A 13,918-nucleotide genomic window follows, 5' to 3' on the forward strand; every position below is an offset into this window, starting at 1 on the left:
GATGAATAAAAATAATGATTATTTGTCACCAGACAATTCACCGCAAAAGCTTCAAACCACAGGTGTAAAACGTGTAAATAATGTGCCACTCATGATTGCAGTTGGTATTTTAACTCTTTTTGTGGTGCTTATCGCATTGGTTGCCAATAAACGAGCTAATGCGCAAAACCAGCCACCAGAAATAGTAAAGGTTAAAAATCCTAAGAAAAATACCATGAGCCTTGCCAATGATGTGGTAGGAAATCATAAAACGGCAGTAATTCCGCCCCAGAGTGGCACGATAGCTAATAATGAAGCAGCTCCTTTGCCCATTCCTGAACAACTTCCTCATCAAGAAGATACTCTGACACAAGAGGTATCTGAAGCTGAAATCGAACGTATTCGTCAGGAAAAAACTCAAGAATTTGAAGAGGCTGTAAAAGCTAAGTCATCCGTAATGGTAGATAACCCACGATTGAATAATCGCGACACTACCAAAACGTCCATGAATAGCAATGAGATGACATTAAACATCGACCCTTCATCAACGTTTAAAGAGCAGCTCGCATTATTACAAGTAAGACAGGCCAAACCTATGCCACAAACATTAGGTGGTGAAGAAAATGAAATGCGCTGGCATTTAAATTCAACGCTGCAAAATCCAAACAGTCGATACGAACTAAGAGCTGGCAGCGTGATTCCAGGGGTAATGATTAGTGGTATTTCTTCAGAATTACCAGGTCAAATTATCGCTCAAGTATCACAAAACGTATATGACACCGCTACCGGAAAATATCTTTTGATACCCCAAGGCACCAAAATATTGGGGCTTTATTCCAGTGATGTCCCTTTTGGTCAGTCTTCCGTATTAGTGGCTTGGCAACGCCTGGTGTTTCCAGACAGTAAAGCTCTGGATATAGGCTCTATGCCCGGTGCTGATAGTGCTGGATATGGTGGTTTTCGCGATCAGGTAGATCATCATTATGCAAGAATTTATGGTTCAGCGCTTTTAATGTCAGGCATTATTGCGGGTATTACTTATAGCCAAAATACCAACCAGTCTAACCAATTCGGTTACGCTCAACCCACAGCAGGCAGTGTCATGAGTCAGGCTTTAGGGCAACAGTTGGGCGAGGTTACTTCGCAACTGGTTTCAAAAAACCTGAATGTGTCTCCGACCATCAATGTCCGTCCAGGTTATCGTTTCAATATCATCGTAGTGAAAGATTTAACGTTTAAACAGCCTTATAGGCAATTTGCTTATCAATGAAGGAGAGCATTATGAAATTTAAATCCATGATTATTTATTGCTTTGCTTTACCAGTCTTTGCGGGTGGTGCGCCTGTGTTTGACATTGCGAACTGGATTCAAAATGGAAAAATGATTGCAACTCAGCTTAGCGAGTATAAAACGCAAGTCGATCAATACAAAAATCAGATGGATCAATATCAAAACATGTTAGACAACACCAAATCACTGACTTCCTTTGAATGGGATAATGCCAACTCGGTTATTAATAATTTGCTTGAGTCGACTGATACCATTGATTACTACAAGCAGGAAGCTGGCAGCCTCCAAGGGTATCTTGACCGATTCCAAAGTCAGGAATACTACCAAAAGACCCCGTGTTTTAATGGCACGGGTCAATGTTCTGCTGAAGAACTTAGAAAAATCAAACAAAGCAGATTAGCGGCTTCTGTTGCTGAAAAACGCTCCAATGATGCCATGCTCAAAGGGATTGATAAACAACAACAGAGCTTAAAAAATGATTCTGCAAAGCTGCGTACGTTGCAATCTCAAGCACAAAGTGCTGCAGGCCAAAAACAGGCTCTCCAAGCCGCTTCTCAATTAGCAAGTAATCAATCCCATCAATTGCTTCAAATCAGAGGCGTGTTATTGGCGCAACAGAATGCCCAGGCAGTCAAAGATGCGGCGAATGCCAACAAAGAAGCAATACAGACTGCGGGAGATGAGCATTTCAGATCAGGGGCATACCATAAAAGCTCAGGAAAAAAATGGTAATCCATCATAAAAAGGAGAGGAAATGAAAGTTATATGTTTATCAATTTTGGTTCTTACTTGTGTCCTGTCAGGTTGCGACAGCGCTGAAACCGCAGCTCAAAAAAAGGCTGAACATTTGGCTTCGCTAAGATGCGACAGTTCAAGAGAAGGTCGAACTAAAGAAGAACTCCAAGTGATTAGTGATGCGTGCTTCCGAGGAGGTAGTTATTCCAAAAGCTCTGGTAAGAAGTGGTGATAGTATGAATAAAAAAATAACTCCTTATTTTATCCTTTTCTGTTTACTTGGGTTTTCTGCTTGCTGCCATGCTCAGGGGCATGGCATGGATAGTCGTGACTTACTGGATAATATTTTACAACGGTTTGCCAGCACATCCGCGCTATGGAGCAAAACCATGTTGAGTTACGCAAGATATTTGTTCTGGTCTTTGGCCTCAATCAGTATGGTGTGGACTTACGGCTTGATGGCATTGCGAAGAGCAGACATTCAAGAATTCTTAGCTGAAACAGTACGGTTTTTTGTGGTTATCGGTTTTTTCTATTGGATTTTAGACAATGGACCTGCAATTGCAAAAGCGATAATAGATTCCATGCGGCAACTTGCAGCCAAGGCTTCTGGGATTAATGAGCATGTCTCTCCTTCTGATATTGTAGATGTTGGGTTTGATATTGTCTCAAAAGCGATTGACAGCTCATCCATCTGGTCTCCTGCAGCAACTACAGTAGGATTGCTCGTTGCAGGCGTTATTCTGATTATATTGGCTTTAGTCAGTATCAATATGCTCATTATCTTAATCACCGCATGGATTTTAACCTATGGTGGCATTGTTTTATTAGGGTTTGGCGGTGGCCGTTGGACTCAGGACATTGCAATTAACTACTACAAAACTGTGTTGGGGATTGCATTACAAGCTTTTGCCATGATTTTAATTATTGGTATTGGTAAATCCTTTGTAGATCAATATTACGCTGCAATGTCTGAAAACATCATGCTTAAAGAAATGTTTGTCATGCTGGTAGTTGCCGTACTGTTACTGGTTCTTATTGATAAAATTCCACCTGCTTTAGCAGGCATTGTATCAGGAGGTGGTTCTGGTGGTGGCGGTGGGCTCGGTCTGGGTGGTGCTATGGGAGCTGCTGGAATAGCTGGGGCTGCCATGGCGGGGGCTGCAGGTAGTGTACTTGCCCAAAGCGGTGGTGGAGTATCCGCACTCAATGCGGCATTTAAAGCAGCCAGCCAATCAACCAACTCTGGCGATACAAGTTCTCTGTCAGGAATGGATAAAGGCTCTAAAACCGGTGGTTTAGCCGAAGCCATGGGAACAGCTGCCAAATTTGCAGGTTCTTTTGGTTCCCATTTAGCATCAGGTACTATGGATGTGGCTCGTGAAAAAGCAAACTCGGTTAAAGAGGCCATTGCTGAAAAAATTGCTGACACAACAGGTGGAAAAATTGCTGAGGCAATTCAGAACAAGGTAGATTCATCTGCTTCTGAATCGCAAGAATCCAACGCAAAAAATATTCTGTCTATGGGTACTCCTGGAGGTAGCTTTAGTTCAGCTACTGAGACATCAGATGAAGTCAGTCAGTTTGTGAACCAGAAGGCATCTGGAGAGAGCAAATGAGCCTAAACAAACTTAATAAAGCCATAGGCCCTCAAGTCAGAGAAAAAAATCCTGGCAAGATAAATAAAACCATAGTCTGGTTAGTGATTTCTTCATTTTTAATCAGCATGCAAATTGGCACGCAGTTTTTCGCACATCAATTTCACTATGCTGATGTCTTAGGGACTTCATTCGCTCATATTTATATGCCTTGGCAGATTTTTATTTGGGCTATTAAATATCAATCCTATTACCCAGATTCTTTTAATGCCGCCTTTGGTCTGATTGTCATGATTAGCTGTCTCTTTTTAATGATGATCGTGTTGTCTTCCAAATATTTTAAAAAGAACAATGTGAGTGATTACCTCCATGGTTCAGCCAGATGGGCTAATTGGGAGGATTTAAACAATGCGAGCCTCATTGGAAATGATGAAGGAGTTTATGTTGGGGCATTTGAAGATGACCAAGGAGAGATTCATTATTTGCGCCACAATGGGCCTGAGCATGTTTTAACCTATGCACCAACACGCTCAGGGAAGGGAGTTGGTCTAGTGATCCCTTCCCTTCTATCCTGGAAACAATCTTGCGTCATTACCGATTTAAAAGGTGAGCTTTGGGCAATGACTGCTGGATGGCGTCAGAAACATGCTAACAACAAAGTCATTCGATTTGAGCCGGCAACATTAAAAGGAAGTGCACGCTGGAACCCACTAAATGAAATCAGAGTAGGGACGGAATCAGAGGTCGGTGACGTGCAAAATTTGGCAACACTTGTAGTTGATCCCGATGGTAAAGGATTGGAAACGCATTGGCAGAAGACCTCTCAAGCCCTTTTGGTTGGTTTTATTCTGCATGCGATTTATAAACTGAACAACCAGGGAGAACCAGCCACATTTCCCAATATTGACCGTATGCTGGTTGATCCCAATATTAATATTGCCGACCTGCTCATTGAAATGACGCAATACCCGCATATTGAAGGCAAAACCCATCCTGTTATTTCAGCCTCTGCGCGTGACATGATAGACCGACCCGAAGAAGAAGCAGGCTCTGTATTATCTACTTTAAAATCTTATTTGGCGTTATACCGAGATCCGGTGGTAGCACATAACGTCTCGTCTTCCGATTTTTGTATTCGAGATTTGATGAACCATGAAAATCCTGTGAGTCTCTATATTGTTACTCAACCTAATGACAAGGCCAGGCTTCAACCTCTGGTTAGAGTAATGATTAATATGATAGTGAGACTATTGGCAGACAAAATGGAATTTGAGCGTGTATCCGATGACAAAGGATTATCTTATGTGAGCGCTAAAAAAACGTATAAACATCGACTGCTTTGCATGATTGATGAATTTCCTAGCCTTGGAAAACTCGATATTCTACAAGAGTCATTAGCCTTTGTTGCAGGTTATGGTTTAAAGTTTTACTTAATTTGCCAGGACATTAATCAGCTTAAAAGTCGTGAACGTGGCTATGGCCCTGATGAGACCATTACTTCTAATTGCCACATCCAAAATGCTTATCCACCCAACCGAGTTGAAACGGCAGAACATCTTTCCAAGCTGACAGGTCAAACGACGATTGTTAAAGAACACATCACCACCAGCGGTAAACGTTTTTCTACGTTCTTAAATCAAATATCAAAAACCATTCAGGAAATATCGAGACCACTTTTAACCGTTGATGAGTGTCTACGTATGCCTGGGCCTAAAAAGGATTCAAATGGTTTAATTGTTGAAGCAGGCGACATGGTTGTTTATGCAGCGGGCTTTCCTGCAATTTATGGTAAACAACCACTTTATTTTAAAGATCCAGTCTTCATGGCTAGAGCCTCTGTAGAGGCACCTATTCACTCAGATATTTTACGTGTTCGTTTAAGTGAAGATGAGGTGATCCGGTTATGAAAAAACTGTCCATCATCATCGCTATTGTTTTGATAAGTACTATTGCTGCAGGCTCATTATTCCATTCTATGGGCTTTAGAATAAATCTTACTGAATCCATTCCTGTAGGCTTATATCGCATCACCGGTGCAGAGCCGCTAAAAAATGCTTATGTGATTTTTTGCCCAGATGATAGGCAAACTTTCAGATTAGCCAAGAACAGAGGTTATATAGACCATGGTCTTTATTGTAATGGATATGGATATTTAATGAAAAAAGTGGTGGCTGTTTCTGGCGATATCCTCTCAGTGACAAATGAAGGGGTTTTTGTGAATCAAGTGATAATCCCCTATTCAAAACCAAAATTACAGGATGGGATGAATCGCGCGTTACCTCAATGGCAGATAATGAATTATCAACTTAAAGTAAATGAAATCATGACGATGACCAATCAGAGCGAATGGTCATTCGATGGTCGATATTATGGTCTTGTTCATACAAGACAAATCAAGGGAATGATCACACCCATATGGGTAATTAATAAACGGGAGAAAACCGCATGAGTCATGAAACCGAGTTAATGGATGTGATTTCAGAAAAGTTCGAGGATTTGGTAATCCCCGGCTTTCTTGTCGAAGTCAGTCCGATAGAGGCAGACATCATGGGCGCATTTTTTGAAGATGCACTCAATGAAGAAGATGCGATGGAGGCTATTTATGACTAAAATGCCTTATCATCAGGTCGTCGCCAACCAAATTATTGAAAGCTTGAAAGCAGGAACAGCACCCTGGCTAAAACCATGGGAGCCAGGTACAGGTAATGGTCAAGTTCCTTATAATCCGATAACAGGAAAACGTTATCGCGGGATTAATGCATTGTATTTAATGCTGAACCAAAGTGATGACAATCGCTGGTTAACTTACAAACAAGCACAAAGCATGGATGCGCAAGTGCGCAAGGGAGAAAAAGGCACGACGATTCAGTATTGGAAGTTTCATGAAGAACAAATCAAACAAGATGCTGCTGGTAAACCTGTGCTTGATGAGCAAGGTAATCCATTAAAAGTGCAGGTGAATCTTGAACGACCCAAGGTGTTTTATGCAACAGTATTTCATGCATCACAAATTGATAATATGCCCGAACTCATTACAAAAGAGCCGGACTGGTCCTTAATTGAAAGAGCAGAAAAACTACTGCTTAACTCTGGCGCCACCATTACTCATTCTGAAGCGGACAGAGCATTTTACAGATTATCGACTGATAGCATTCATCTTCCACCAAAAGAGCAATTTAAATCTGCAGCAAACTATTATGCCACTGCCCTGCATGAGCTTGGACATTGGAGCGGTCATCCTTCAAGACTGGATAGAGATTTAGGTCATCCCTTTGGTTCAGATGCCTACGCCAAAGAAGAATTGAGAGCAGAAATTGCAAGTATGCTTTTAGGTGCTGAGCTTGGTATTGGTCATGACCCCTCTCAACACACCGCATATATCAAATCTTGGATTCAAGTTCTGGAAGATGAGCCGTTAGAAATATTCAGAGCATCTGCAGATGCAGAAAAAATAGTTAATCACCTGTGTGCTTTAGAGCAAACCCAAGACATTCAACTAGCAGAACCTATTAAAATCAAGGATGAGAAACTTAAAGAGGTAGCCGTTATGACGTCTGAAAACATCACTTCTGAAAAGGTCTGGTTAAGCATCCCCTTCAAACAAAAAGAGATAGCCAAATCCACAATAGGAAAACTCCCTGATGGAACACCAGGTATTGCCTGGGATAAAGTTCAAAAATGTTGGTATGCAAATCCTGGTGTTCCTGTTGAGAAAATCAAAGCCTGGCTTCCTGAAAATCAAGAAATGTCTCAGGATAAAGCGCTTATACCTGCCGATGAATTTAAAGCAGCATTGATAAACCTTGGTGCTATTGTTTCAGGTGGGCATCCAATTATGGATGGTAAACCTCATCGCATAGCTACAGAGGGTGATAAAAACGGTGAAAAGGCAGGATTTTATGTAGCCCATTTAGATGGTATTCCGGCTGGATATATGAAAAATAATCGAACTGGTGCTGAGCTTAATTGGAAATGTAAGGGTTACATTTTAACTGATGAACAAAAGGCAACACTCAAAGCAGAGGCACTTGAGCATCAACAGACTCGCCAACTTGAGCTTGAAGCCAAACAAAAAAGTACTGCATTAAGACTCAAACAAAAATTATCTATGATGGCAGAGATTGTGGAACCCACACCTTATATGCAGGCCAAGGGTATTGAGGTTCATTCTGGCGTATATACTGATGAAGAAAGAAAACTAACCTGTATTCCAGCAACAGATTGCGAAGGAACACTTTGGACTGTTCAGTACATTGCCGAAGATGGAACTAAGCGATTTGCTAAAGATTCCAGAAAGGAAGGTTGTTTTCATGTTTTGGGTGGGTTGGAAAAGCTTGCTGATACACCTGTAATTATAATTGCTGAAGGTTATGCTACAGCTGCAACAATAAAAGAAGCCATTGAATTACCAGCTGTCGTTTCTGCACTTGACTCTGGTAATCTCAAAGCAGTCGCTCTAGCGTTACATGAGAAATACCCGCATAAACTCATTGCTATGGCCTCTGATGATGACAAGCACCTTGAGTTAACGCAAGGTATAAATCCTGGCAAGGAAAAAGCGATTGAAGCTGCAAATGTAGTTAATGGCATTGTTTTATTCCCTACTTTTGCGCCAAAAGAGCAATTATTAAACCCTAAAAAATTTAGTGATTTTAACGACCTGGCAAATCATAGCAAACTAGGTATGAATGGTGTAAAACGCCAACTAAAGCCCCAGCTAGAAAAAATTGCAAAAATAAACAACCTAAGCTATCAAACCATACGCAATAAAGTTACATACATTGCTTAAAACCACTCGGCCATGAGGTACATTTTTAATGGCCGAGAAAACTACAGGAAAAATTGTGAGTGTCGATAAGCAAAATAGAGCAAGCTAACTGAGATTAAGGATGAACCCACCAAATTTATTTGAAAATGGTTTGTTCGATGTAGAACACGCACTTGGCATGTACGCAACTAGCTATAGTACAATGCCTGCTGAGTTTTTATATAACAAAGAAGCATTGAAACCTTTAATGAGGGTTATTGATAAATGCCATATTTACATCATTGGATTTCAGCCAAAAATAGATTTTTTGGGGGCAAAACAACATTTCACTAAAATATCCCTTACATTTTCCATACTTGGAAATGAATATACAATAGAAAATAATGTGCCGGAAGGAATGAAGATTAATCAAGACAAAGAGTTATATCTTACTGACGAGCAAGGCAAAAAGTATTACTTAGATAGTTCAGCAATTCAGAATCATTTATCTCGTGAGTCAAATGCCGTCAATTTTGAGGTTAAATATATTGGCCAAGCATTTGGTAAAGATGGTTCAAGGAATGTTCTGGATAGACTACTAAGGCATGAAACGTTACAAAAAATTTCCCTACAAGGCCTTCCAGATGGATATTAGTTAACGCTTCTTTTACTTGAGGTTCAGCCAAATAATTTACTATTTACGTTATTTAATCCACATGCGAAAAATAAAGAAGAGGGTCAGTATCGAATTAAATCAGGTATTGATAAATTATATGAAACTACTGAACAAGAGCGAGTATCTTTATATGAGGCAGCACTCATTAGGTATTTTTCTCCACAATTTAATAAAGAATTTAAAAATAGCTTTCCATCTACTAACCTGAAAATTCTACAAGATTGTTATGAAAAGGATTTTTCAGCGGTTATTGCTGAAATATGCATTGATGAACTGCCATTTAAGCTGTTCTCTGAATCTGTTGAAAATTCAAGCTACCATATAGCCAAATTTGATTTGCATGAAGATGTTGCTCGAAGAGTATTTTTCGGAAAGTAAACAATGCAGAAGAATCTAGAATAACAATGACCTGAACCTCAAAAAATTTTTACTTTCTTGTTCCCAACTTCTATTTCTAAATTACGTACTATATACTCCTATCAGGTTTCTCGACATCCCTGGTTATGAGTGGCCAAAAAACGATTTTCAAAAAAACGTAATCTGTTATTGTAGTTAATCTTTATTAACTGCTGGCAGTTTTCCTTAAACACTCATGAAAACAAAATTAAGCCCAGCGTATTTAATAAGGAAACTATAAATGTCCATTGCAAAACTATGTGCAGATCAACTTCGTGTTATTTCCAATAATTATGGTGTTAAACTAAAATCAAGCCATGCTCATGAGCTTGTCGCTGCATTTTTTGGGTATAAATCAAAAGCTGCCTTGTTATCAGATACCCTCGCATCCATAGAGAATATTGGGCAAGCACAAACTTTTGTTCTAATTCCATCCGCTTTTATAGAAGAGCGTCGGAAATGTCTTGTGGATTTACCATCTGACCTTCCAGACACCTATATATTAGGCGAGGAAATGTTTACTTTCCTAGTAGCTCAAAAAATGCTTGTAGCTAATTCGTTTCCGTCATGGATACATCTTTCTGAATCACTCACCAAAGAATATTTGCAAAAGAATGGCCATTTAATATTACCAAGAAATTTTGGTCCTTTTGAAAAGGCACGAAATATTTTTAACAAACCACTATATGACTTTAATCCTAGTATAGAAACTACTGATAACGGTGTAAAAATAACAGTATCTAACAGATACTACGGTTCAAGCCATGTAAATTTTCAACCTATCGATGTTGTCCTAACAATCAAACTGCAGCGTATTGCTGGCCATTTTGGTTATGCAAAACCAGAAATCTCCTTAATTTGATATTTCTAGTCAGCCAGTTCTTTAAATTAGGAGACATAGTGAAATCTTTAAAAATAAAACTTCCTTTCGGATTAAATGAAAATAACATCATTGTTCACATTGCTAATGTTGAAAGTGGTAAGAGTTGCAATTGTATTTGCCCGTCTTGTCGCTCTCCCCTAATCGCAGCCAAAGGTACAAAAAATCAGCACCACTTTAAGCATGCCACTACCATTGAATGTGAAGGAGGATTGGAAAGCGCCATCCATATGGCCGCCAAGCAGATTATAAAGGAGCGAAAACAAATTAAGCCTCCTGAATATACCATCAACAAAACAATATCAGATTCGAAAGAAAAAATGCACTTCAAATCAAAAACTCTTGTCGAGAAAGGAAGGACTATTTCCTTTGACTCTGTGCAAGAAGAGCAAGAGATTAATGAAATGCGAGCCGATATTCTCGCTATAGCAAACAACCAGAAACTAATAATAGAGATACTTTATCGTCATAAAGTAGATGATCGAAAAATTGAGAAAATTAAGACAGCTAATATATCTACTATTGAAATTGATCTCTCTGACCTTACACCGGACGATGTGAAGGACTGGGAAACTTTTTGGCTCTGTATCAACGATCCAAATCGTGCTCAATGGCTTTATAACGCCAGAGCGCCTTATGAGAGTGTAGAACTTGAAAAACAATTGAGCGAAAAGGTTCAGGAAATAGAAGAAAAGTATAAGCAGGAAGAAATTAAGAAATTAAAACAGGAGCAAGAAGCAAAGCCAGTGCTGGAAAAGGCTCTTGAAGAGTTAAAGATAATTCGTACTAAGAAATATGGAGAGCAGCTTGAACAGGAAGCGGAAATGCATCCTGCATGGAATTTTTATATCAAATATCTTCAGCTTTCAGCTAGTGAACTACCGAATTATCTTAATGTAGATGTCCCTGACGGAGATTGGATTTTCGGTTGCGATAAACGTATATGGCAATCAGCTGTTTATTATAATTTCATCATTCACAATAAGAACAACAGAAATTATTTCTCTATTAAACAGGTTGATGATTGGCTTCAAAATACAGCTAAGTGTAAAGTTCCTCTCTGTGCTCAAATTGTAGGGAAATACGGCAGGCGCTTTCCCAAACTTGTTCCCACTGAAATTTCAATAAATATTCCCTCATCATGGAAAACACTGAGGGAATATTTTAACCATCTCGGCAAAATAGGAATACTTATTTATGCAGGAAATGATCGTCGCAATAGAGGGAGTTGCTGGTACCAAATTCTCGGTAAGGATTTCAATTCTTATAACCCTTCCCCTTCTTCTCTAATCGAGAAATTTTCCGTCGCACATGGTGATTAGGTTTGAATCCTTCCCGCTCCACGTGATCATGTGCATTATCCGGCAATAGCATTTGACCTCCTCCGGTGAGCTGAACCAAATCGCATTTGGACAAGTTTCGCAAGCTGTCGTGATCTTTGGCTGGCGAGCCTTGTCTAATGCTGAAAGAGTTGGGCTTTGTACTTCCCCTTCTCTTTCCAGTGGCTGCTCCAGCAGCCTCATAGCCTCCTGAAGCTCTTCCTCGATGGATTTGTCGGTTTGCTCTTGATTGATCATGGGATTTCTCCTGTTCAAAATTTAGTTTTTGACGTTGATTTTCTAAATCCAAATCAGCAAAAGTGATTGGCATTTGATATTGAATAACAATCTGCAAGATAATCTTTTTAAATAATGGAGACCCATTCACACAAATACAGTCACCATAGCGCTGGCTTGCCATTTCCAAGGCTCTTTTAAGCGCAGAAATAGACCCGCCTTTAGAAATGATAATTTCCTTTCCATTGTCCCTAATAACACTGTTATCTTTTTTATAAATCTCCGTACCTTCTTTAGTAACAGAGTCGATTTGCCCAAAATTTAATGAAGAAGAACCTGATCCTGATATGGTGTAGTCATACTTATTTTTACGATTACGATACCTCATTGCCATTAAAGCATCCTGGTCACCGCCTTGTGCTTTTTGTTTCAGCCAATCAGCCCAGGTTTTGTTTTGATGAGAATCTAATAACTGACTACGTTCTTTTACATAACTTTTCCTTATGTTCTCAATCTCATTAAGCAGCGTTTTGTTTATGTGCTGATAGAGGTACTTTTTCTGTGCTTTAGAAAGGCTCATTAACTTCAAAGCCGCTCGTTTAATTCGTCCTCGTTTTTTCGCCTTTTCAATAAGTTTTATTCTGGCCTCACGCAACTTTTTAAGTTTGTCTGAAACAAAACATTTATTGTGTGATTTATCGTGCTGATATTTAGCATAGAGCGCGGAACCAAGTATCTTTTTATTTAATGGCTCATAATGATAAACATTTGATGCAGGTCTATCGTCTTCTGGGTAAGATGGTACGAATGAACCTAGCTTGGATTCGAAATTTTTTTTAGAAAAAGTTCTGGAAATTGAACTTGCTTTAACAGTAAGCCCTTGGCCATTGCAGAACACAAAACCATTAGCTTTAATACGAATTATCAACCCATGTTCTGCCAAAATACTATGAATCTCCTTCCAGCTACTGGCAGCCTCGATTTTTTCTTTACAATAACGCTTCGTCCAATTAATTAAGCTTTCAATACCAGAATGATGTTCCATATCGTCAGCAAGATTCTCTGAATGGTTTTTACGGGTTTGATGATTAGTTATTTGAAGACCTAATTCAATTTCTAGCTTGGATGCGACCTCGGCAAAAGTCTTATACGCTCTGAAAGGTTCAATCATATTAAAGGATTGAGGATGAATTTTATTAATCGCAACATGAATATGAAGATTGTCTGTATCATGATGAACAACTGAGATTCTTTGGTGCTCTTTAAATCCAATCGATAATGCCACCGTATCTTCAATTTCCTGTAAAACTTGAGCTGAAGGGTTTTCTCCTGGAGCAAAAGAAATAAGCATGTGGTAAGTTTTATCGCCTGTTGCTCTTTGATTTTTAGCTTGTGTTGCCAATACTTCCTGAACAGCCCAAATGGGATCGAGACTATTACAGTTTGATAATCTGATCTTACCCACTCGCTCCTGTTTGTTTTGTTGATTACATAGATATTGAACAAGACCTGAAAAACTACTGAGCCTTGTTTTCTTCATAGGAATATGGCGAATAATCATAGTTTTTTCACCACTTCAAACATCGCATCCTGAGTAGTTTGAATACGAGCTAACAATGATTTTATTGTTTGGAGGTCAAAGTGTGCAACACGTTTATCCTGAGTCAACCATAGTTTTAACAGTCCACCAAGCCGTCCTAAGTCTCCATTAATCTTGACTAACTGCAGTATCTGATCCTTATCAACATTACTTTGAATTTGATAACCGAGACTAATCCTTCTTAAATACTCGGCAATTGAAAGCCCAGCTGTGGCTGCATTCGATTTAATCTGAATTTCTTCGGAAGGCAAAACGGGAACGCGAAGGTGGCGACCATTTTTTCTGGTGAGTGCTTTAAGCTTATCGTCCATAAGGATGCTGACCTCTTAATTAAGTGGTTATGCAATCCTTTGGGTATTAAGTTGATCTCAAAACACTGGTTTTTCGTTGAGTACCGAAGGTGCGAATAAGACTTGTGAGGTTTGGTAGCCAGCTTGCTGGTTAGCTAACTTCACCTATCT

General features: G+C 39.4%; 13 protein-coding genes. 11 read left to right on the forward strand and 2 right to left on the reverse strand.

Annotated features, from left to right (window positions below; genetic code table 11):
* Position 1 precedes the first annotated feature (1 nt).
* From DYH42_RS12680 to DYH42_RS12720, 11 genes are all read left to right on the forward strand, one after another.
* Positions 2 to 1,249, forward strand: coding sequence for a TrbI/VirB10 family protein (locus tag DYH42_RS12680; protein ID WP_058523462.1), 1,248 nt, complete (start codon positions 2 to 4; stop codon positions 1,247 to 1,249).
* Positions 1,250 to 1,260: 11 nt separating this feature from the next.
* The gene (gene trbJ / locus DYH42_RS12685; RefSeq protein ID WP_058523461.1) at positions 1,261 to 2,001 is read left to right on the forward strand and encodes a P-type conjugative transfer protein TrbJ; all 741 of its coding nucleotides are present in this window, start codon (positions 1,261 to 1,263) and stop codon (positions 1,999 to 2,001) included.
* 22 nt (positions 2,002 to 2,023) lie between these two features.
* Positions 2,024 to 2,236, forward strand: coding sequence for a hypothetical protein (locus DYH42_RS16800; RefSeq protein WP_083503108.1), 213 nt, complete (start codon positions 2,024 to 2,026; stop codon positions 2,234 to 2,236).
* A gap of 4 nt (positions 2,237 to 2,240) precedes the next feature.
* On the forward strand, positions 2,241 to 3,623 hold the full coding sequence (trbL, locus tag DYH42_RS12695; protein WP_058523474.1) for a P-type conjugative transfer protein TrbL: 1,383 nt from the start codon (positions 2,241 to 2,243) through the stop codon (positions 3,621 to 3,623).
* Positions 3,620 to 5,509 carry a type IV secretory system conjugative DNA transfer family protein gene (locus DYH42_RS12700; RefSeq protein ID WP_058523460.1) on the forward strand — a complete coding sequence of 630 codons (1,890 nt, stop codon included), beginning with the start codon at positions 3,620 to 3,622 and terminating at the stop codon, positions 5,507 to 5,509. Before trbL ends, DYH42_RS12700 begins: the two co-directional genes overlap by 4 nt.
* Positions 5,506 to 6,051, forward strand: a complete 546-nt coding sequence (gene traF, locus DYH42_RS12705; protein WP_058523459.1) for a conjugative transfer signal peptidase TraF — start codon at positions 5,506 to 5,508, stop codon at positions 6,049 to 6,051. The genes DYH42_RS12700 and traF overlap by 4 nt, the downstream gene beginning before the upstream one ends.
* Positions 6,048 to 6,212 (forward strand): hypothetical protein, encoded by a 165-nt coding sequence (locus tag DYH42_RS16635; protein WP_019349995.1) that lies wholly within the window; start codon positions 6,048 to 6,050, stop codon positions 6,210 to 6,212. Before traF ends, DYH42_RS16635 begins: the two co-directional genes overlap by 4 nt.
* The gene (locus DYH42_RS12710) at positions 6,205 to 8,391 is read left to right on the forward strand and encodes a zincin-like metallopeptidase domain-containing protein (protein WP_058523458.1); all 2,187 of its coding nucleotides are present in this window, start codon (positions 6,205 to 6,207) and stop codon (positions 8,389 to 8,391) included. The genes DYH42_RS16635 and DYH42_RS12710 overlap by 8 nt, the downstream gene beginning before the upstream one ends.
* A 100-nt stretch (positions 8,392 to 8,491) precedes the next feature.
* The gene (locus DYH42_RS16730; RefSeq protein ID WP_202814591.1) at positions 8,492 to 9,004 is read left to right on the forward strand and encodes a hypothetical protein; all 513 of its coding nucleotides are present in this window, start codon (positions 8,492 to 8,494) and stop codon (positions 9,002 to 9,004) included.
* Positions 9,005 to 9,662: 658 nt separating this feature from the next.
* A complete protein-coding gene (locus DYH42_RS16460; protein ID WP_058523457.1) occupies positions 9,663 to 10,283 on the forward strand; it encodes a hypothetical protein in 621 nt (206 codons plus the stop codon).
* A 38-nt stretch (positions 10,284 to 10,321) separates the two neighbouring features.
* Complete coding sequence (locus DYH42_RS12720) at positions 10,322 to 11,623, forward strand: competence protein CoiA family protein (RefSeq protein ID WP_058523456.1); 1,302 nt, start codon at positions 10,322 to 10,324, stop codon at positions 11,621 to 11,623.
* Here the strand turns inward: DYH42_RS12720 and traI are convergent.
* Positions 11,559 to 13,418, reverse strand: a complete 1,860-nt coding sequence (traI, locus tag DYH42_RS12725; protein WP_058523455.1) for a TraI/MobA(P) family conjugative relaxase — start codon at positions 13,416 to 13,418, stop codon at positions 11,559 to 11,561. The two genes, DYH42_RS12720 and traI, sit on opposite strands and share 65 nt — an antisense overlap.
* The gene (traJ, locus tag DYH42_RS12730; protein ID WP_058523454.1) at positions 13,415 to 13,768 is read right to left on the reverse strand and encodes a conjugal transfer transcriptional regulator TraJ; all 354 of its coding nucleotides are present in this window, start codon (positions 13,766 to 13,768) and stop codon (positions 13,415 to 13,417) included. Before traJ ends, traI begins: the two co-directional genes overlap by 4 nt.
* Between the last annotated feature and the right edge of the window lie 150 nt (positions 13,769 to 13,918).

This window comes from Legionella birminghamensis (assembly GCF_900452515.1).
GTDB classification, from domain to species: domain Bacteria; phylum Pseudomonadota; class Gammaproteobacteria; order Legionellales; family Legionellaceae; genus Legionella_C; species Legionella_C birminghamensis.

Bases quoted from the DNA above. Each gene is read 5' to 3' on its own strand.
- DYH42_RS12680 (WP_058523462.1), top strand. From the start codon at position 2: ATGAATAAAAATAATGATTATTTGTCACCAGACAATTCACCGCAAAAG.
- trbJ (WP_058523461.1), top strand. From the start codon at position 1,261: ATGAAATTTAAATCCATGATTATTTATTGCTTTGCTTTACCAGTCTTT.
- DYH42_RS16800 (WP_083503108.1), top strand. From the start codon at position 2,024: ATGAAAGTTATATGTTTATCAATTTTGGTTCTTACTTGTGTCCTGTCA.
- trbL (WP_058523474.1), top strand. From the start codon at position 2,241: ATGAATAAAAAAATAACTCCTTATTTTATCCTTTTCTGTTTACTTGGG.
- DYH42_RS12700 (WP_058523460.1), top strand. From the start codon at position 3,620: ATGAGCCTAAACAAACTTAATAAAGCCATAGGCCCTCAAGTCAGAGAA.
- traF (WP_058523459.1), top strand. From the start codon at position 5,506: ATGAAAAAACTGTCCATCATCATCGCTATTGTTTTGATAAGTACTATT.
- DYH42_RS16635 (WP_019349995.1), top strand. From the start codon at position 6,048: ATGAGTCATGAAACCGAGTTAATGGATGTGATTTCAGAAAAGTTCGAG.
- DYH42_RS12710 (WP_058523458.1), top strand. From the start codon at position 6,205: ATGACTAAAATGCCTTATCATCAGGTCGTCGCCAACCAAATTATTGAA.
- DYH42_RS16730 (WP_202814591.1), top strand. From the start codon at position 8,492: ATGAACCCACCAAATTTATTTGAAAATGGTTTGTTCGATGTAGAACAC.
- DYH42_RS16460 (WP_058523457.1), top strand. From the start codon at position 9,663: ATGTCCATTGCAAAACTATGTGCAGATCAACTTCGTGTTATTTCCAAT.
- traI (WP_058523455.1), bottom strand. From the start codon at position 13,418: ATGATTATTCGCCATATTCCTATGAAGAAAACAAGGCTCAGTAGTTTT.
- traJ (WP_058523454.1), bottom strand. From the start codon at position 13,768: ATGGACGATAAGCTTAAAGCACTCACCAGAAAAAATGGTCGCCACCTT.